Below are 17,102 nucleotides of genomic sequence, written 5' to 3' on the forward strand. Positions count from 1 at the left end.
GCAAGCGCGGTTGCCCCGACCCAAAAACTCGGCGATAGATCAGGCATGAAGCGGCTCTTCGCGGGACTCGCGGCCTCCCTCCTGATTTGGGCGCAACCGGCTGCGGCGCAGTCGATCCTGCGCGATGCCGAAACCGAAGCGATGTTCAACGATATGTCGCGGCCGCTGATCCTGGCGGCGGGCCTGTCGCCCAACAACGTGCGGGTGGTGTTGATCAACGACGATTCGATCAACGCCTTCACCGCCGGCGGCCAGACGATTTATGTCAATTCGGGGCTGATCCAGGCGGCCGACAATGCCAACCAGGTGCAGGGCGTGATCGCGCATGAACTCGGCCATGTCGCCGACGGCCATGTCGTGTTGATCGGTGCGGGTGCCCGTCCGGCCATGGGTATCTCGATCCTCAGCATGGTGCTCGGCCTTGCAGCGATCGCGGCGGGCGCACCCGAGGCGGGGGCGGGCATTCTGTCGGCGGGTACGACGGCGGCGGAAGGAAAATTCCTGGCCTTCTCGCGCGTGCAGGAATCGACTGCGGACGCGACCGGGGCCAAGTTCCTGCGCGAATCCGGCCTCAGCGGCAAAGGCATGCTGAGCTTCTTCAAGAAGCTGGCCAATGAAGAATATGCCTATGGGTTGAAGAATATCGATCCGTTCGCGCAGAGCCATCCCTTGTCGGGCGAGCGCATCGCCAATTTGACCGCGGATGTGACGGCTTCGCCCTTTTACAACGCCAAGCCCGACCTTGCGCTGGACGATCGTTTCAAGCGCGTGAAGGCGAAGTTGCTCGGCTATGTCGCCGATCCCAAGACCACGCTCAATGTCTATCCCGAGGAAGACCAGAGCGTGTACGCGCATTATGCGCGCGCTTATGCCTGGCATAAGTCCGGCTATCCCGAAAAAGCCGATGCCGAGGCGGCGGCGCTGCTTAAAGCCGCCCCGCACGACCCGTATTTCCTCGAAATTCAGGGGCAGATTCTGCTCGAAGCGGGCAAGCCCCGGCAAGCGCTGACCCCGTTGCGCGAGGCGACCGAGCTGTCGCGCAACGCGCCGCTGATCGCGACCACCTTCGGCCATGCGCTGATCGCCACCGAGGACAAGGCCAATTATCCCGAGGCGATCAAGGTGCTGCGCCAGGCGGTGGCGCGTGACGACGACAATCCCTTCGCCTGGTATCAATTGGGCACCGCCTATGAAGCCTCGGGCGACCAGCCGCGCGCCTTGCTCGCCACGGCCGAGCAAGCGAGCCTGACCGGCGATCACCGGACCGCCGCCTATAGCGCGCGCGGCGCGATGCAGGGGTTGCCGCCCAATAGCGTCGACTGGATCCGCGCGCAGGACATTGCCCTCTCGGCGCAGAACGAGATGGACGACAACCCCAAGAAATATAAGAAGCGACGCTGATGCGCCTGAGCTGGACTGTTTTTGCGACCGCGCTGATCGCGGCGCTCCTTGGCGCGGCGGCGTTTGCCGGGATCGAACGGGTGGTCCCCGCTGCGGCCGGGGAGCGCGCGCGCGTCGAAGGCGTGGTGCATGACTATGTGCTGGCGCATCCCGAGATCATCCCGGAAGCGCTCGACCGGCTGCGCGACCGCGCCCATGCCGACACCATCGCCAGCAACCGCGACGCGATCCTCAAACCGTTCGGCAGCGCCTGGGCCGGCAATCCGGCGGGCGATGTCACCCTGGTCGAATATTTCGATTATAATTGCGGTTATTGCCGGGCGAGCCTGCCCGCGATTGCGACGTTGCTGAAGAGCGACCCCAAGATCCGCATCGTTTACCGCGAATTCCCGATCCTCGCGCAAAGCAGCGTCGATGCCGCGCGGATGAGCCTGGCGGCCGCCGACCAGGGCAAGTTCCAGCAATTCCACGATGCGCTCTATGCCGGCGGCCAAGTGTCGCCACAGAGCATCGCGGCAGCGGCAAAGGCTGCGGGTGTGGATCAGGCGCGCGCGGCGGCCTTTGCCCCCAAGGCGGACGCCGAAATCGCGCAAAATCAAACGATCGCGCGTGCGCTCGGGCTGACCGGCACGCCAAGCTGGGTGATCGGCAGCAAGGTCGTCTCGTCCGCCTTGCCGCTGGACGAGTTGCAGAAGGCCGTCGCCGAGGCGCGCGCGGGGAAATAACCGCCGACCGCTTGTTGCAGCGCAGCGGGCCCCTTACCTAGCGCGCAGGAACGGGGGCTTCATGGACGTTGTTTTATCGGTTGCCGGGGTCTCGAAGGTCTATGCCTCGGGCCAGCGCGCGCTCGAGCCAGTCAATCTCGATATTCGGCGTGGTGAAATCTTCGCGCTGCTCGGGCCCAACGGTGCGGGCAAGACGACGCTGATCTCGATCATCTGCGGCATCGTCACGCCCTCCACCGGCACTGTCACCGTGCTGGGGCATGACGCGCAGAAGGATTTCCGCAGCGCACGCCGCGCGATCGGGCTGGTGCCGCAGGAATTGTCGGTCGACATGTTCGAGACGGTGCTCGCCACCGTCAAGTTCAGTCGCCGCCTGTTCGGCCGCGCGCCCGACAATGCCTATGTCGAGCAAGTGCTGCGCGACCTGTCGCTGTGGGACAAGCGCGACGCCAAGATCCGCGAACTGTCGGGCGGCATGAAGCGGCGCGTGCTGATCGCCAAGGCGCTGAGCCACGAACCCGACATCCTGTTCCTCGACGAACCCACCGCCGGGGTCGACGTCGCGCTGCGCCGCGATATGTGGAAACTCGTCCACCGCCTGCGCGCCAAGGGCACCACCATCATCCTGACCACGCATTATATCGAAGAGGCCGAGGAAATGGCCGACCGCGTCGGCGTGATCGACAAGGGCCGCATCATCCTGGTCGAGGATAAGGCCGCGCTGATGAAGAAGCTCGGCAAGCGCCGCATGGCGATCACCTTGCAGACCCCGATGGCCGCTGTGCCGTCGGCGTTGGAGGGCTGGTCGATCGCGCTTGATGATGAGGGCAAGACGCTGGTCTACACCTTCGATTCCGAAAACGAGCATATCCCGATCCTGCTCGCCAAGCTGGGGGAACTCGGCATCGGCTATAGCGATCTCGAAACGCATAAGAGCTCGCTCGAGGACATTTTCGTTGACCTCGTCGAGCGGAAGGACGCGGCATGAGCGACCCAGTAGACGTGTTTTCCGTTCGTGCTGAGCCTGTCGAAGCACCGCTCGCCACCAGCGCGACGGTCGTTGCGGGGAATGCTTCGACAAGCTCAGCACGAACGGTTGTGGGGAGGGTAGGCGCGTGAGCAATTTGAGCGCCGCCGCAAGCAAGGCTCCCGCGATCAACCTCCACGGCATCTGGGCGATCTACCGCTTTGAGATGGCGCGCGCGCTGCGGACCTTGTGGCAGAGCCTGGTCACCCCGGTCATCACCACCTCGCTCTATTTCGTCGTGTTCGGCGGCGCGATCGGCTCCAAGATCAGCACGGTCGGCGGCGTTGGCTATGGCAGCTTCATCGTGCCCGGCCTCATCATGCTGTCGCTGCTGACGCAGAGCATCTCCAATGCCTCGATCGGCATCTATTTCCCCAAATTCACCGGCACGGTGTTCGAGTTGCTGTCGGCCCCGGTGTCGGCGATGGAGATGGTGGTCGGCTATGTCGGCGCGGCGGCGACCAAGTCGATCGTGCTCGGCCTCATCATCCTGGCGACGGCGGCCTTGTTCGTGCCGCTGCAGATCGTCCACCCCTTTGCGATGCTCGCCTTTCTGGTGCTGACCAGCGTGGCATTCAGCCTGTTCGGCTTCATCATCGGGGTGTGGGCCAAGGGGTTCGAACAGCTATCGTTCGTGCCCGCTTTGCTCATCACCCCGCTCACCTTCCTCGGCGGGGCGTTCTACTCGATCGACATGCTGCCGCAGCCGTGGCGCACCGTCAGCCTGTTCAACCCGGTCGTGTATCTGGTCAGCGGCTTTCGCTGGGCGTTCTTCGACAAGGGCGATGTGTCGGTGGGCGTGAGCCTCGGCGTGACGGCGGTGTTCCTGCTCGCCTGTCTCGGCGTGATCTCGTGGATCTTCAAGACCGGCTGGCGGATGAAGAACTGACCGCGCGAATGATCCCGGACGGAACAATGCGGCGCGCGCTGCGCTAACCCCGCACCGGGCGCGCTCGCCGTGCCTGTTTCCAAATCTTTCGGAGACAATGATGACCAAGACGGCATTGGTAGTGGGCGCGAGCGGGATTGTCGGCAGCGCGACGGCGACCTTGCTGGTCGATCATGGCTGGCGCGTATACGGCCTCGCGCGGCGTCCAACACAGCAGGACGGTGTGCTCCCGGTCGCGGCGGACTTGCAAGATGCGGCCGCGACGCAGGCGGCACTGGCCGATCTGCGCCCCGATGCGGTGTTCATCACCACCTGGCTGCGGCAGGATAGCGAGGCCGAGAACATCCGCGTCAACGCCGCGATGGTGCGCCATCTGCTGGATGCGCTGCGTGGTGCCACCGGGCCGCGCCACGTCGCCTTGGTCACCGGGCTCAAACATTATCTCGGGCCGTTCGAGGCCTATGGCAAAGGCGCGCTGCCGCAGACGCCGTTCCGCGAGGAGCAGGGGCGGCTCGACGTCGACAATTTCTATTATGCACAGGAAGACGAAGTGTTCGCCGCCGCCGCGCGCGACGGCTTCACCTGGAGCGTGCATCGCCCGCATACGGTGATCGGCAAGGCCGTCGGCAATGCCATGAACATGGGCACGACGCTGGCGGTCTATGCGACGCTGTGCCGTGAACTCGGGCGACCGTTCCGCTTTCCGGGCTCCGCTGTGCAATGGAACTCGCTGACCGACATGACCGACGCCCGCCAGCTCGCGCGGCAATTGCTGTGGGCGGCGGAGACCCCGGCGGCGGCCAATCAGGACTTCAACATCGTCAATGGCGACGTCTTCCGCTGGAGCTGGATGTGGGCGCGGATCGCGGACTGGTTCGGTCTCGAACCCGCACCGTTCGACGGCACGGTGCTGCCGCTGGAACAGCAAATGGCGGACGATGCGGCGGTATGGCGCAGCATTGCGGAGCGCGATGGGCTGGCCGAACCCGATTTGGCGCGGCTGGCCTCGCCCTGGCATACCGATGCCGATCTCGGGCGGCCGATCGAAGTCGTCACCGACATGTCGAAGAGCCGGCGAATGGGGTTTCTGGTTTATCAGCCGACCGACGACGCGTTCTTCGACCTGTTCCGCGAGTTGCGCGCGGAGCGGTTGATTCCGTGAGGGTTGGGGCGGGCAGCGCGCAAGCTAATCGATATGTCCCGCAGCTTTCAGGATGCGATGGTGGTCGTCGGATTTCGAATGAACGGACAGAAATTCTCGAAATCCGAACCGCAAGCCCAGTTGGTGCATCAGCGCGCGATCGGTCTCCGAATATAAAATTGCGATTCCTTTAGGGGCGAGCAGGTCGCGTGCACCACCATTTCGGCGGATACGCTTCATAAAGTCATCTTGCTGGGCAACTGCGGCAAAACTCGCAAGCGCACCATATGAAAGCTAATGTTTATATATATTGTCTCTATGCCATTTTAGGAAATTAGGGTGTGGCCTATGAGCTGCGACTCTCGGAGCGGTTGCACGCTGGCTTGCCTGAAGGAAGCTTCGGACGCCCTCTAGGTCATTTACGTGACGAGAGATCGTTATGGTAAGATCATCATTTAACGAGATCAAGCCGCGGTCGAACATCCAATGCGCAGTTCCTGATAATGCCAAACCATTTGCTATGGCGTCGGGGCCGCCGTGTTCGACAGGCCTGATATGAGCGGCTTCTACTTCGGCTCGGCCCCCGCCGTTAATTAGTTTAAGGCCTGAGAAAGCGCACCTGGAGTCATACGCATCAAGAACATTTCTACGAAAGGCGCGGTCGCGTATCGCGCGCGAGGTGACTATATCAATTCTTGATCGTTCTACTTCATAGATGAATGGGGTTCTATTATCTAGAACTCGGTTTGAGGTTTCGTCGATTGAAACGTCGCCAGTTCGCGGAAGTAAGCCAGTCCCATCTGATAGCCCGCGTTCGATAATACGATTGAAATCTTGATCGGAAATTGGGCGCACCGATGACTGCTTGCCACCGGATTGGGTGCCGTCAGGTTTCAACAATGCTCGTTCGAGTGGGCCTGTGCCGTCACTGAAGGGCACGTGGTGATCGAACTCAAGGAAACTTCCCGGTTCAATCAGAGCGACATGTCTGGCTGGATCGTCTGGGTCGGCGATCAACCCTTGAATCTTGGCGGCAGCAAAATAGCCTCTTTTGCCGCCACGTCGCGATTCAAGGAAAATAACCCAATCACCTACCAACTCTCTGGCTCGTGATAGGTATAGCTTCGACGGAAACTGATAACGCGACGTTGGATCGTCCGCATAGTCAGAATCGGAACGATATATGAAAACTCCTTTCGTCATATCACTTTCATATTGTAGTTCAGTATCTTATAATAAATCATGCATCTTGCGGTAAAACGCGGATGAAAATGGACTGAACGTCAATCATTGGTCCTTCTTTGTCATCTCGGGTTTCTTCTTTGAACATTCCACAGGCATTGTCCAAAATTGTCTGAGCGTTTAGTCCTCTTCCTCTTGCAAGGTGCAGCAAGTTCACGATCAGATCTGATATCGCATCGCGCGCTGTGTCGACACCCGTCTTGGCGACGAAATCGGTTACGGCAGCCAAGGCAAGCTCGGCTCGGTCTGCATTGGATATCTCATTCATCATCGCGGAGGCTCACTTTCTGCGAAAGTATTTGCCAGGAGGCGGATATTCGAAAGGTTACGGGCCAGTACCTCATGCAGAACCGACCACCTTCAACCCGGCATATCCTCGCTTAAGCGGCGTGCTTGCGGGATTTAAGCGGTATTACCAGCCGCGCGTTCTTGAACCATTCGTCGCTTAGTTCAGGTGCAGCGTCGGGATTGCCCGAGATCTGAGCGGCGATGTCCGCGTCAGTCAACGAGTCGAGTTGAGCCAAATTCTCCGGCGTCGCCCACGCTTTGGCGGCGGCGAGCGCTTCCTCATGCGATACCCGAACGGTATTTTCGGACTTCCCGGTCATTGGCTTTCCTGACGTTGATGTTTCGTCGAACAGGATAATTCAGTCAGAATGCTATTACTGGCGCTATGGCACGGGCAAAGCCCGTGCCGTCGGTCGGCGCTGTAGCGCCGCCGGCCGGTCGCGCCTCAAGGCGGGGATTAGCTTGGCGCTAATCCCACGCCCGGCGCGACTTACTCCGCCGCCACCCCAGCGCGCGAGAACATATCCCCACCCTCGCCCGCATCCTCATTCGCCACGGCAGCGCCCGCCCCGGCCTTCGCCTTCTGGCGCTTGTCGAAGCCGTCCCACACTTCGTTCCAGTTGCCGCGCGTTGCGGCCTTGGAATATTCGGTGGCGCGCTGTTCGAAGAAGTTGGCGTGCTCCACGCCGTTGAGCATCGGCGCGAGCCAGGGGAGGGGGTGTTCGTCGATCATGTAGATCGGCTTCATGCCCAATTGCCCCAGCCGCCAATCGGCGATGTAGCGGATGTACTTCTTGATCTCCTTGGGCGTCATGCCGTTGACCGGCCCCATTTCAAAGGCGAGGTCGATGAAGCTGTCCTCCAGCCGCACGGTGTGCTGGCACATGTCCATAATGTCGCTGCGCACCGATTTGGTGAGGCAGTCGCGTTCCTTGGTGAAGGTGTGGAACAGCTTGATGATGCCCTCGCAATGCAGCGATTCATCGCGGATCGACCAGGTGACGATTTGCCCCATGCCCTTCATCTTGTTGAAGCGCGGGAAGTTCATCAGCATGGCGAAGCTGGCGAAGAGCTGCAGCCCCTCGGTAAAGCCGCCGAACATGGCGAGCGTCTTGGCGATGTCCTCGTCCGAATCGACGCCGAAGGTCTGCAGATAATCGTGCTTGTCCTTCATCTCGCTATATTCGAGGAAGGCGCCATATTCGCTCTCGGGCATGCCGATCGTGTCGAGCAAATGGCTGTAGGCGGCGATGTGCACCGTCTCCATGTTGCTGAACGCCGCCAGCATCATCTTGATTTCGGTGGGCTTGAAGATGCGGCCATATTTCTCGTGATAGCAATCCTGCACCTCGACATCGGCCTGGGTGAAGAAGCGGAAGATCTGCGTCAGCAGGTTGCGCTCATGGTCGCTGAGCTTCTGCGCCCAGTCGCGGCAATCCTCGCCCAACGGCACTTCCTCGGGCATCCAGTGGATTTGCTGCTGGCGCTTCCAGAAATCGAACGCCCAGGGGTATTCGAACGGCTTGTACTGCTTGCGGGCTTCGGTGAGGGACATGGGGTACTCCGGTACGTTCGATTTTGAGGGGTTACAGCTTTGAAATTTTAGAAAGGGATGAGGTCACGCCGCCAGACTCCAGCGCCACATCGCGGTCGCCGACATGGCGAGCGCGGCGCCGAGCGCGAGGCCCATCGTGCCGATCATGCGGAAGGCATAGACGCGGCCCTCGCTCCCTGGACGCAGAAGCGCGAGCAGCAGCGCAAGGCCGATCGCGGTGAACAGCGCCGAGACGGCATACATGATGGCGATCGACGCGGTCACCGGCGAATCCGCCGCTCGACATAGACTGTGCGTGTGCGGGATGATCGGATCATACAATCCTCCTTGCATCCAAAGCGCTAGGCGTGCGTTGGAGACTCGCAACCGTAACGAAGGAGCTACCCAAATGGTCGACGCATCGCAAATCAAGGAACATGCCGAAGTCATCGGCGCCGATGGCGTCCATGTCGGCACGGTCGACCACGTCCAGGGCGGCCGCATCAAGCTGACCAAGAAGGATTCGGGCGCGCTGATCAACGAAGGGCACGGGAGCCATGAAGGGCATCACCACTTCATCTCGCTCGGCCTGGTCGCCGATGTCGAGAACGGCGTGGTCCGCCTGAGCGCGAACGCCGACGTCGCCGTGACGTTCGAAGAAGAGAAGTAAGTCAGACTCCCTCTCCCCTTGTGGGAGAGGAGTTTCGGGTCGGTCATGCCCCCGGCATGACCTGAACAGCGCGGGGCGCTGTTCCCCCGAAACTGGGCCCGCGCCGCAGGCGTGGGTAGGGTGAGGGGGCTGCTCAGGCATGAGTGGCCCCTTTCAGCGTGTGGGGCAGGTGATCCGCGATCGCCGCGATGACGCCGTCGATATTGGTCATGACGTCATTGTTCCAGAAACGCAGCACGCGGTAGCCCTCGGCTTCGATAAAGCGCGTGCGCGCCTCGTCCGAGGTCACGCTGTGCGCATGGGTGGCACCGTCAATCTCGATCACCAGCCGTGCCGCGTGCGAACAGAAATCGGCATGATACGGACCAAGCGGCACCTGGAAGCGGAACTTCGCCTCCGGGAAAGCAGAGCGAAGCGCGCGGCGCATGTGCTTTTCGGGCTCGGTTGCGTTGCGGCGAAGGTCGCGCGAACGGAACGGCGTGAGCGCGGGCAATAGCTGGCGCTTGGTCAGGCCGTCCGCATTCCCCCTCACCCTTCCCACCCGCCTTGCGGGCGGGCCCCTTCCCTCTCCCACAAGGGGAGAGGGAGTTGGACTCTCATTTCCCTCTCCCCTTGTGGGAGAGGGAGGGAGGCCCGCAGGGCCGGAAGGGTGAGGGGGATTTACGCGAGACACCTCACTGGCACGCCAGGCATTCATCGTAATCGGTCGTCGCAAATTCATATTGCGGCTTTTCGATCGTGTTGTCCGCCTCGACGCCGCCCGCGAAACCGGCGCGCTGCACCGATTTGGAGCGGAGATAGTAAAGCGACTTGATGCCCAATTCCCAAGCGCGGAAGTGCAGCATCAGCAGATCCCACTTCTCGACATCGGCCGGGATGAACAGGTTGAGGCTGGTCGACTGGTCGATGAACGGCGTGCGATCGGCCTGGAGCTCGATCAGCCAGCGCTGGTCGATCTCGAAGCTGGTCTTGAAACAGTCCTTCTCCTCCTGGTCGAGGAAGTCGAGATGCTGCACCGATCCGCCTTGCTCGAGAATCGAATTCCACACCGCATCGCTGTTCTTCGATTTCTCGTTGAGCAGCTTTTCGAGATAGGGGTTCTTGATCGAGAAGGAGCCCGACAGCGTCTTGTGGGTGTAGATATTGGCCGGGATCGGCTCGATGCACGCCGACGTACCGCCGCAAATGATGCTGATCGACGCGGTCGGCGCGATCGCCATCTTGCAGCTGAAGCGCTCCATCACGCCCATGTCGGCGGCGTCGGGGCAGGGCCCGCGCTCGGTCGCCAGATGCATTGAGGCTTCGTCGACCTGAGCCTTGATGTGCTTGAACATGCGCAGGTTCCACGATTTGGCCATCGCGCCTTCGAACGGCAGCCCGCGCGCCTGCAGGAAGGAGTGGAAGCCCATCACGCCGAGGCCGACCGAACGCTCGCGCATCGCCGAATAGGCCGCGCGCTCCATGCCCGGCTCGGCACGGTCGATGAAATCCTGCAGGACGTTGTCGAGGAAGCGCATCACGTCCTCGATAAAGCCCTTTTCGTCCTTCCACTGGTCCCAGGTTTCCAGGTTGAGCGACGACAGGCAGCACACTGCGGTGCGTTCGTGACCGAGATGATCCTTGCCCGTCGGCAGCGTGATTTCGCTGCACAGGTTCGAGGTCGAGACCTTGAGCCCGAGGTCGCGGTGATGCTTGGGCATGCCCTTGTTCACATGGTCAGCAAAGACGATGTACGGCTCGCCGGTGGCAAGCCGCGTTTCGACCAGCTTCTGGAACAGGCTGCGCGCATCGACGGTGGCGCGCGCCGAGCCATCCTTGGGGCTGGTCAGCGTCCATTCGCTGCCGCTGCGCACCGCTTCCATGAACGCGTCGGTGATCAGCACGCCGTGGTGCAGGTTGAGCGCCTTGCGGTTGAAATCGCCCGAGGGTTTGCGGATTTCGAGGAATTCCTCAATCTCGGGGTGCGACACGTCGAGATAGCAGGCCGCCGAGCCACGGCGCAGCGAGCCTTGGCTGATGGCGAGCGTCAGCGAATCCATCACGCGCACGAACGGAATGATGCCGCTGGTCTTGCCGTTGAGGCCGACCGGCTCGCCAATGCCGCGGACATTGCCCCAATAGGTACCGATGCCGCCGCCGCGCGACGCCAGCCAGACATTCTCGTTCCAGGTATCGACGATGCCGCCCAGGCTGTCGGGCACCGAATTGAGAAAGCACGAGATCGGCAGACCGCGCCCGGTGCCGCCATTGGACAGAACCGGCGTCGCCGGCATGAACCACAGCCGCGAGATATAGCCGTAGAGGCGCTGCGCATGGGCGGCGTCATCGGCATAAGCCGAGGCCACGCGCACGAACAGATCCTGGAAATTCTCGCCGGGCAGCAGATAGCGGTCGCGCAGCGTTTCCTTGCCGAAATCGGTCAGCAGCGCATCGCGCGAATGGTCGACCTCGACCGGATAGAGCTGCGCCTTCACTTCCTTGGAATCGCCGCGCGCGGAGAGCTTGCGCTGAGCCCCGCTGGTGTCTTCGACTGGAGCGCTTGCCAGTGCCTCGATTGCGTCCGTAGCCATGTCCGTACTCGCTTCCCCGGTATTCCGAAAATCCATCTGCCGCGTCCCTGCCAACTCGTTCAAAACTCTGCGATCAGGGTCAGCCGCGTTCCCGATCCGTTCGAATCGGCGGGCGAACCCCAATACTACCATGTCGCGGGCGACCTGCGAGAACAAAAGTAGACCTGTCCCATGCGTGCAACACGGGTCGGGCCGTCTCCGCAATATGGGGTTGCGGCTTGTGTTCTACCAGCTCTTGGGTTCGCCCCCGAACTCAACCCCTACAGATTGTGCCGGATCACGCGAGCACGCAATACCGTAAATGACGAATTAAAGACTCCGTTCGTCGCTATTTTGAGTCGGTTCGCAGCAGGGCCGTTCCGGTCCTACCGCGCGACGCGCGGTCAAAGCTGGCCTTGCCGAAAGGCAAGAGACCGAAGCGGGAACGTGACAATTTTTTCAGACGTTGGCGGATGGTGCCGTCGGCAGCGTAACGATCGCGGCGAGACCACCGAGCGATGCCGATTCGAGCGTCAGCGTTCCGCCATAGAGCATGGCCAGTTCGCTCGCGATCGACAGGCCAAAGCCGTGGCCGTCGCCGCGTTCGTCGAGGCGTTGGCCCGCCGCGAGCGCGGCGGCGCGGGCTTCGGGCGGGATGCCCGCGCCATCATCCTCCACGCTCAGCCGCACGAATCGACCATCGGCGGTGCGCGCGGCGGTGACGGCGATGCGGCTGGCCGCCCAGCGCCAGCCATTGTCGAGCAAATTGCCGAGCAACTCGTCCAGATCCTGCCGGTCGACCGCGACGGTCAAGGCCGGGTCGATGGCCACTCTCGCCGTGACCGGCCGATCGGCATGAATGCGCGCCAGCGCGTCGGCCAGATCGGCCAGCACCGGAGCGAGTGGGGTCGCCACCCGCATCGCCCCGCCGGGGGTCGCAGCGCGCGCGCGACCGAGATGGTGGCGGACCGCGCGATCGATGCGGGCGACTTGCGCGCTGAGTGCGCCATCGGGGTCATGCGGCGGCAGCGCGAGCGCGAGCGTGGCGAGCGGCGTTTTCAGCCCGTGCGCGAGATTGGCGACATGGCCGCGCGCATTGGCGAGCGCGGCGGCATTTTCGGCGAGCAGCGCGTTGATCTCATGGGCAAGCGGGGCGAGCTCGGTCGGCTGCGTGTCGGGCAGCGCGGTTGCGGCACCGCTGCGGATCGCGGCCAGGCTCTCGCGCATCTTGGCGAGCGGGCGCAGGCCGATGCGGAGCTGAACCAGCGTGGCGACCGCGAGCGCGCCACCGAGCAGCAGCAGCGACCCGAGCAACGGCACCATCGCCGCACGCAAGGGACGATCGACGATCGCGCGCGGGGCAGAGGCGGTGATGCGCACCGGTCCACCGGGCGTGGCCAGCGTAAGACTGCGCGCGTGGCGCGGACCGTGGCGATCGCGCCAGTCGAGCGCACGGATGTGGGCATCGCGCCACTCGGCCAAGGCGGGCGGGTCAAAGCGTGGCCCGGGGGGCGGGTGCATCGCGTCGAGATCGGGCGGAGCGGGGGAGGCGATGGTCTTGCCTTGCGCATCGATCCGCCAGCCCCAGCCGCCGTGCGGGTCGTCATAGGGCGCGGCCAGCACCAGGCGGCCACGCTCGACCGAGCCGTCCGGCCGTATCGCCTGCGCCAGCACCGCGATTTGCGCGTCGAGGCGTTGGTCAAGCCCGTGCATCACGAAGCGGTCAAGCACGGCCCCGATGGCAAAGGCGGCAAAGGCCAGCGCGGCAAGCGTGGCGAGCAGGGCGGTGACCAGCAAGCGGCCGTAGAGCGAGCGGGGGAGGAGGGTTCGCATCATGCGTCGCAGGTCCACCCCGGCGCATGCCGGGGCCCAGTCGCGAGCGGCGTTTGGCTAATGCGCCGTGTGATGCCGTGGGTCCCCACGACTGGGCCCCGGCGTTCGCCGGGGTGGAGCAAGAGGATTGATGGCAGCCTCATCCCTCCACCACCCGATATCCCCGCCCGCGCACGGTTTCGATCAGCGCGGCCCCGATCTTCTTGCGCAAGCGGCCGACGATCACTTCGAGCGAGTTGGAATCGGGATCGGCATCGCCTTCATAGACATGGTCGAGCAAGTCGAGCCGGTCGACCACCACGCCCTTGCGCAGCATCAATGTCGACAGCACGCGCCATTCGAGCGCGGTCAATCGCAAGGGCAGGCCGTCCAGCTCGACCTGTCCGGTCTGCGCATCGAAGGTGACGGGTCCGCACACGATCCGCGCGGCGGCGTGACCGGTCGCGCGGCGTACCAGCGCGCGCAGCCGCATGACGAGTTCCTCGACGCGGAACGGCTTGGTCAGATAATCATCGGCCCCGGCGCGAAAGCCGGCCACCTTTTCCGACCAGCCATCGCGCGCGGTGAGGATCAGCACGGGCAGCGCGCGTCCGGCGGCACGCCATTCCTCCAGCACGGTGATGCCCGATTTGATCGGCAAGCCGAGATCGAGCACCGCCACGTCATAGCTGCCGGTGTCGCCAAGATGCGCGCCATCCTCGCCATTGGCGGCGATGTCGACCGCGAAATGCTCCGCGCGCAGCGCCTTGGCGATGCCCTCGGCCAGTGCGGTGTCGTCTTCGACCAGCAAGATGCGCATGCCCATATCCTTCTGCCCGGCGGCTAGGCCCGGTCGCTAAACCCAGGCTGAACCGGCGGGTTCAGCGCGGTGGTGGGACGCAGCGCTAGAAAGCGCAACACCAACCCAAGCAGGAGTATCCGGAAATGACCGACCAAATCGAAGGCCCCGCCCCGCAACCTGATTTCAGCGCGCTGGAGCCGCGAGCCCCACGCCGCAAACTGCCGCTGCGCACGGCGGTGATCGCCGCCGCTTTTCTTGCCGTCGGCCTCGGCGGCGGCGCGACGGTTGCGTGCATGAATGGCCCGACGGTCGAACTCGCGCCGGTCAAGCCGGTGGCGATCAAGACGCTGAGCGACGATGGCGGTGTGATCAGCGTACGCGGCACCGTTGCCGAAATCTTCGGCCCGATGGCGGTGCTCGCCGATGGGAGCGGGCGTGCCTTGGTCGAGATCGGGCGCGAGGGCGATGGCACTGGCTTGCTCGCCCCAGGCCAGACGGTGACGGTGCAGGGCCATTATCGCCACGGCATGATCCGCGCGTCCTTCCTCGTCGGTGCCGATGGCAAGGTGACGGCGCTGCGGCCGCTGGGGCCGCCGCGTGGCGGGCCGGGCGGGCCCGAGGGCTTCCGCCACGGGCCGCGTGGCCCCGAGGGTCGCGCGCCGGGCGGTGACGATGCCCCGCCACCCCCGCCGCCCGCAGCGGCTCCGGCTGCTACGGGAAACAGCGTCGGCTGAACCGAAGCGCGCCATTCCGGCCGCGCCAGGGCAGGCGATCAGCCCGCCTTGCGCGCCGGAAGGGCGGGTGTCGCGTCGGCGAGTCGGTCAAGGTTGAAGGTTTGGGAAAATTCGAGGCCGGCCTTGCCGTTCGCCGCCCAGCGCAAGCGCGCCGGGAGCATCTGGCCTTCCAGCAACTCGATCTGGACGTCGATTTCGCCCGCGCCTTCCTCGACATCGATTCCTTCGATCATCGCGCCGCTGGCGGAAATGTTGCGGATGCGCACGTCGCCGACCACGTCGCCCGATCGAATGCGCGCCTTGCGCAGCAGCGAGGTTCGGGGCGAACGGCTGTTGCGGAAGCCGCTGGCGGTGGCGGTGTCGCCCGCCAGCGCCAGATGCGCCCGCACATCGGCGGCGCAGGCGGGCTTGCCGTAGACATAGCCTTGGATGTGGCTGCAGCCTAGGTCGACGATCAGCGCGATCTCGTCCTGCGTTTCCACGCCCTCGGCGGTGGTCTCCATGCCCAGCGTGTCGGCCAGCGTGACGATCGCCTTGATGATCGCGGCGTTGCGATTGCCCGCGATTGCCGCCCCGCGCACGAAGCTCTGGTCGATCTTGATCTTGTCGAACGGGGCCTTGCGCAAATAGCCGAGCGACGAATAGCCGGTGCCGAAATCGTCGAGCGCCAACCGCACGCCGCATCCCTTCAACGCCTTGAACATCTGCTCGGTCGCGGCGCTTTCATCGACGAACACGCCTTCGGTGATTTCGAGTTCGAGCCGGTCGGGCTTGATCCCCGATTTCGCGAGGGCCGAGGTGACGATGGTGGATAAAGCCGGATTGGCGAACTGGATCGGCGAAACGTTAACCGCGACGCGGATGCTGTCCGGCCATTCCGCCGCTTCCATACAGGCGGTGCGCAACACCCATTCCCCGATCGTTTCGATCAACCCGCATTCTTCGGCGACCGGGATGAAGTCGCTTGGGCTCACCAGCCCGCGCGTGGGGTGCTGCCAGCGCAACAGCGCCTCGAAGCCGACAATGCGCTGCGTCCTGGTGCTGACGACGGGTTGATAGGCGACGAAGAACTGGTCGGCCGCGAGCGCTTCGCGCAGATCGTCCTCAAGCTGTTTGCGGCTTTGCGCGCCGATCAGCAACTCGCTGCGGAAGAAGCGGTGGACGCCGCGCCCCTCGCCCTTGGCGGCATAGAGCGCGAGATCGGCGTTGCGCACGAGTGTTTCGGCGTCACTGCCGTCACTTGGGGCGATCGCCACGCCGATCGAGCAGCCGATGCTGATCGCTGACCCGTTGATGCTATAGGGTTGCGAGAGATCGCTGATCACGCGCCGGGCGAGGTCCGCCAGCGCCTCGCGTTCGGGCGCGAAGGGGATGATGACCTTGAATTCATCGCCGCCCAGCCGCCCGACCAGGCCGGTTTCGCCAATCGTGTGTTGCAGCCGCACGGCGACTTTCTTGAGCAACGCGTCCCCGGTCTGGTGGCCCAGCGTATCGTTGACGCTTTTGAATCGGTCGAGATCGAGCAGGAACAGTGCGGTCTGGCGCGGCACGGAGCCTGGTTGATTGAGCGTCTGTTCCAGCGAGAGCCGCAAACGCTGGCGGTTGGCCAGGCCGGTCAAGCCGTCGAACAAGGCAAGGCGGGTGATTTCCGCGTCGATGCGGCGCCGTTCGGTCAAATCACTGCCGCTCCCGACAAAACCGAGGAAACGCCCCTTATCGTCGCTGACCGGTCGCCCGGAAATCGACCACCAGCGGTCAATTGTGGCCTCGCTCGCCGGGCGGACCGAGTAATTGGAAAAGGCCGTGCGGGACGCGAGATGGAAGGCCAGCGTCCGTTCGGTCTCGGGCGACGCGCTATCCATGCGGAACAGCTTGTTCAGCACTTGCCCGATTGCAGGTGCGTCCGGCCGGTCAAGGTCGCGTGCCACTTTGTCCGACAGATAGGTCACCTGTCCCTCGGCGTCGGTTTGCCAGAACCACCCGTTGGTATGCGCTTCGAATTCCTCGACCAGCAGGTGCGCCCGCTGATTTCCCGAATCCGGAACAGCTGCGAGAAGGCCGCGACGCTGACGTTGGACAAAGGCATAAGCAGCTGCAGCGAGCCCGATCGCCATGAAGCACGCACACGCAATCAGGGTAAGGATAGTCCCGAGGTTCATGCCATTGTGGTTAGCGGGCGCTTCCTTTCCGAAACCCTTGCACCCAGCTCCTTTCAATCAAAATGAGTAGGGTCCGCAGCAGGGTCATCGGGGGCACCCTGCGCTTGGCGCGCGCGCAACATCGGCTTA

At 63.5% G+C, this 17,102-nt stretch carries 18 protein-coding genes and 1 pseudogene; 8 read left to right on the forward strand and 11 right to left on the reverse strand.

Annotation, left to right across the window (positions count from 1 at the left end; genetic code table 11):
* Positions 1-45 precede the first annotated feature (45 nt).
* The 5 genes from H4W01_RS03150 (at position 46) to H4W01_RS03170 (ending at position 5,204) form a co-directional block, all read left to right on the forward strand.
* Positions 46-1,401 (forward strand): M48 family metalloprotease, encoded by a 1,356-nt coding sequence (locus H4W01_RS03150; RefSeq protein WP_209609863.1) that lies wholly within the window; start codon positions 46-48, stop codon positions 1,399-1,401.
* Positions 1,401-2,126 carry a DsbA family protein gene (locus H4W01_RS03155; protein WP_209609864.1) on the forward strand — a complete coding sequence of 242 codons (726 nt, stop codon included), beginning with the start codon at positions 1,401-1,403 and terminating at the stop codon, positions 2,124-2,126. The genes H4W01_RS03150 and H4W01_RS03155 overlap by 1 nt, the downstream gene beginning before the upstream one ends.
* Before the next feature lie 61 nt (positions 2,127-2,187).
* Positions 2,188-3,114, forward strand: coding sequence for an ABC transporter ATP-binding protein (locus tag H4W01_RS03160; RefSeq protein ID WP_209609865.1), 927 nt, complete (start codon positions 2,188-2,190; stop codon positions 3,112-3,114).
* 166 nt (positions 3,115-3,280) lie between these two features.
* A complete protein-coding gene (locus tag H4W01_RS03165) occupies positions 3,281-4,042 on the forward strand; it encodes an ABC transporter permease (RefSeq protein ID WP_029622981.1) in 762 nt (253 codons plus the stop codon).
* A gap of 100 nt (positions 4,043-4,142) precedes the next feature.
* Positions 4,143-5,204, forward strand: a complete 1,062-nt coding sequence (locus H4W01_RS03170; RefSeq protein WP_209609866.1) for an SDR family oxidoreductase — start codon at positions 4,143-4,145, stop codon at positions 5,202-5,204.
* A gap of 24 nt (positions 5,205-5,228) precedes the next feature.
* Here H4W01_RS03170 and H4W01_RS03175 read toward each other — a convergent pair.
* Together H4W01_RS03175 and H4W01_RS03180 are read right to left on the reverse strand one after the other, a co-directional pair.
* Positions 5,229-5,444 (reverse strand): annotated as a pseudogene (locus H4W01_RS03175) (NaeI family type II restriction endonuclease); the annotation flags it as partial.
* Positions 5,445-5,477: 33 nt separating this feature from the next.
* Positions 5,478-6,122 (reverse strand): HNH endonuclease, encoded by a 645-nt coding sequence (locus H4W01_RS03180; protein WP_334685410.1) that lies wholly within the window; start codon positions 6,120-6,122, stop codon positions 5,478-5,480.
* 3 nt (positions 6,123-6,125) lie between these two features.
* Here H4W01_RS03180 and H4W01_RS22770 point away from each other — a divergent pair, with 3 nt between their 5' ends.
* Positions 6,126-6,296, forward strand: a complete 171-nt coding sequence (locus tag H4W01_RS22770; protein WP_334685445.1) for a hypothetical protein — start codon at positions 6,126-6,128, stop codon at positions 6,294-6,296.
* Between the two features lie 127 nt (positions 6,297-6,423).
* Here H4W01_RS22770 and H4W01_RS03185 read toward each other — a convergent pair whose 3' ends face one another.
* From H4W01_RS03185 to H4W01_RS03200, 4 genes are all read right to left on the reverse strand, one after another.
* A complete protein-coding gene (locus H4W01_RS03185) occupies positions 6,424-6,696 on the reverse strand; it encodes a hypothetical protein (protein ID WP_209609869.1) in 273 nt (90 codons plus the stop codon).
* Positions 6,697-6,805: 109 nt separating this feature from the next.
* Positions 6,806-7,033: a hypothetical protein gene (locus tag H4W01_RS03190; protein ID WP_209609870.1), complete on the reverse strand. Its 228-nt coding sequence runs from the start codon at positions 7,031-7,033 to the stop codon at positions 6,806-6,808.
* Positions 7,034-7,203: 170 nt separating this feature from the next.
* On the reverse strand, positions 7,204-8,268 hold the full coding sequence (locus H4W01_RS03195) for a ribonucleotide-diphosphate reductase subunit beta (RefSeq protein WP_209609871.1): 1,065 nt from the start codon (positions 8,266-8,268) through the stop codon (positions 7,204-7,206).
* A 63-nt stretch (positions 8,269-8,331) separates the two neighbouring features.
* Positions 8,332-8,532, reverse strand: coding sequence for a hypothetical protein (locus H4W01_RS03200; RefSeq protein WP_029622983.1), 201 nt, complete (start codon positions 8,530-8,532; stop codon positions 8,332-8,334).
* 124 nt (positions 8,533-8,656) lie between these two features.
* On the opposite strand from H4W01_RS03200, the gene H4W01_RS03205 reads away from it, so the two are divergent.
* Positions 8,657-8,917: a DUF2171 domain-containing protein gene (locus H4W01_RS03205; RefSeq protein ID WP_209609872.1), complete on the forward strand. Its 261-nt coding sequence runs from the start codon at positions 8,657-8,659 to the stop codon at positions 8,915-8,917.
* Positions 8,918-9,050: 133 nt separating this feature from the next.
* On the opposite strand, the gene H4W01_RS03210 is transcribed toward H4W01_RS03205, so the two are convergent.
* From H4W01_RS03210 to H4W01_RS03225, 4 genes are all read right to left on the reverse strand, one after another.
* A complete protein-coding gene (locus tag H4W01_RS03210) occupies positions 9,051-9,449 on the reverse strand; it encodes an endonuclease domain-containing protein (RefSeq protein WP_209609873.1) in 399 nt (132 codons plus the stop codon).
* Between the two features lie 142 nt (positions 9,450-9,591).
* Positions 9,592-11,523 carry a ribonucleoside-diphosphate reductase subunit alpha gene (locus tag H4W01_RS03215; RefSeq protein WP_209609874.1) on the reverse strand — a complete coding sequence of 644 codons (1,932 nt, stop codon included), beginning with the start codon at positions 11,521-11,523 and terminating at the stop codon, positions 9,592-9,594.
* 402 nt (positions 11,524-11,925) lie between these two features.
* Positions 11,926-13,299: a sensor histidine kinase gene (locus H4W01_RS03220; RefSeq protein ID WP_209613227.1), complete on the reverse strand. Its 1,374-nt coding sequence runs from the start codon at positions 13,297-13,299 to the stop codon at positions 11,926-11,928.
* Between the two features lie 139 nt (positions 13,300-13,438).
* Positions 13,439-14,098, reverse strand: a complete 660-nt coding sequence (locus H4W01_RS03225; RefSeq protein WP_209609875.1) for a response regulator — start codon at positions 14,096-14,098, stop codon at positions 13,439-13,441.
* 125 nt (positions 14,099-14,223) lie between these two features.
* Between H4W01_RS03225 and H4W01_RS03230 the strand changes: the two genes are divergently transcribed.
* Positions 14,224-14,814, forward strand: a complete 591-nt coding sequence (locus H4W01_RS03230; RefSeq protein ID WP_209609876.1) for a hypothetical protein — start codon at positions 14,224-14,226, stop codon at positions 14,812-14,814.
* 38 nt (positions 14,815-14,852) lie between these two features.
* Here the strand turns inward: H4W01_RS03230 and H4W01_RS03235 are convergent, their stop codons facing one another.
* Positions 14,853-16,973: an EAL domain-containing protein gene (locus H4W01_RS03235; protein WP_209609877.1), complete on the reverse strand. Its 2,121-nt coding sequence runs from the start codon at positions 16,971-16,973 to the stop codon at positions 14,853-14,855.
* Between the last annotated feature and the right edge of the window lie 129 nt (positions 16,974-17,102).

Origin of the sequence: Sphingomonas sp. PL20 (genome assembly GCF_017875905.1) — a bacterium.
GTDB classification, from domain to species: domain Bacteria; phylum Pseudomonadota; class Alphaproteobacteria; order Sphingomonadales; family Sphingomonadaceae; genus Sphingomonas; species Sphingomonas echinoides.

Coding starts and splice junctions, on each gene's coding strand:
- H4W01_RS03150 (WP_209609863.1), top strand. CDS start 46: ATGAAGCGGCTCTTCGCGGGACTCGCGGCCTCCCTCCTGATTTGGGCG.
- H4W01_RS03155 (WP_209609864.1), top strand. CDS start 1,401: ATGCGCCTGAGCTGGACTGTTTTTGCGACCGCGCTGATCGCGGCGCTC.
- H4W01_RS03160 (WP_209609865.1), top strand. CDS start 2,188: ATGGACGTTGTTTTATCGGTTGCCGGGGTCTCGAAGGTCTATGCCTCG.
- H4W01_RS03170 (WP_209609866.1), top strand. CDS start 4,143: ATGACCAAGACGGCATTGGTAGTGGGCGCGAGCGGGATTGTCGGCAGC.
- H4W01_RS03185 (WP_209609869.1), bottom strand. CDS start 6,696: ATGATGAATGAGATATCCAATGCAGACCGAGCCGAGCTTGCCTTGGCT.
- H4W01_RS03190 (WP_209609870.1), bottom strand. CDS start 7,033: ATGACCGGGAAGTCCGAAAATACCGTTCGGGTATCGCATGAGGAAGCG.
- H4W01_RS03195 (WP_209609871.1), bottom strand. CDS start 8,268: ATGTCCCTCACCGAAGCCCGCAAGCAGTACAAGCCGTTCGAATACCCC.
- H4W01_RS03205 (WP_209609872.1), top strand. CDS start 8,657: ATGGTCGACGCATCGCAAATCAAGGAACATGCCGAAGTCATCGGCGCC.
- H4W01_RS03215 (WP_209609874.1), bottom strand. CDS start 11,523: ATGGATTTTCGGAATACCGGGGAAGCGAGTACGGACATGGCTACGGAC.
- H4W01_RS03220 (WP_209613227.1), bottom strand. CDS start 13,299: ATGCGAACCCTCCTCCCCCGCTCGCTCTACGGCCGCTTGCTGGTCACC.
- H4W01_RS03225 (WP_209609875.1), bottom strand. CDS start 14,098: ATGCGCATCTTGCTGGTCGAAGACGACACCGCACTGGCCGAGGGCATC.
- H4W01_RS03230 (WP_209609876.1), top strand. CDS start 14,224: ATGACCGACCAAATCGAAGGCCCCGCCCCGCAACCTGATTTCAGCGCG.
- H4W01_RS03235 (WP_209609877.1), bottom strand. CDS start 16,973: ATGAACCTCGGGACTATCCTTACCCTGATTGCGTGTGCGTGCTTCATG.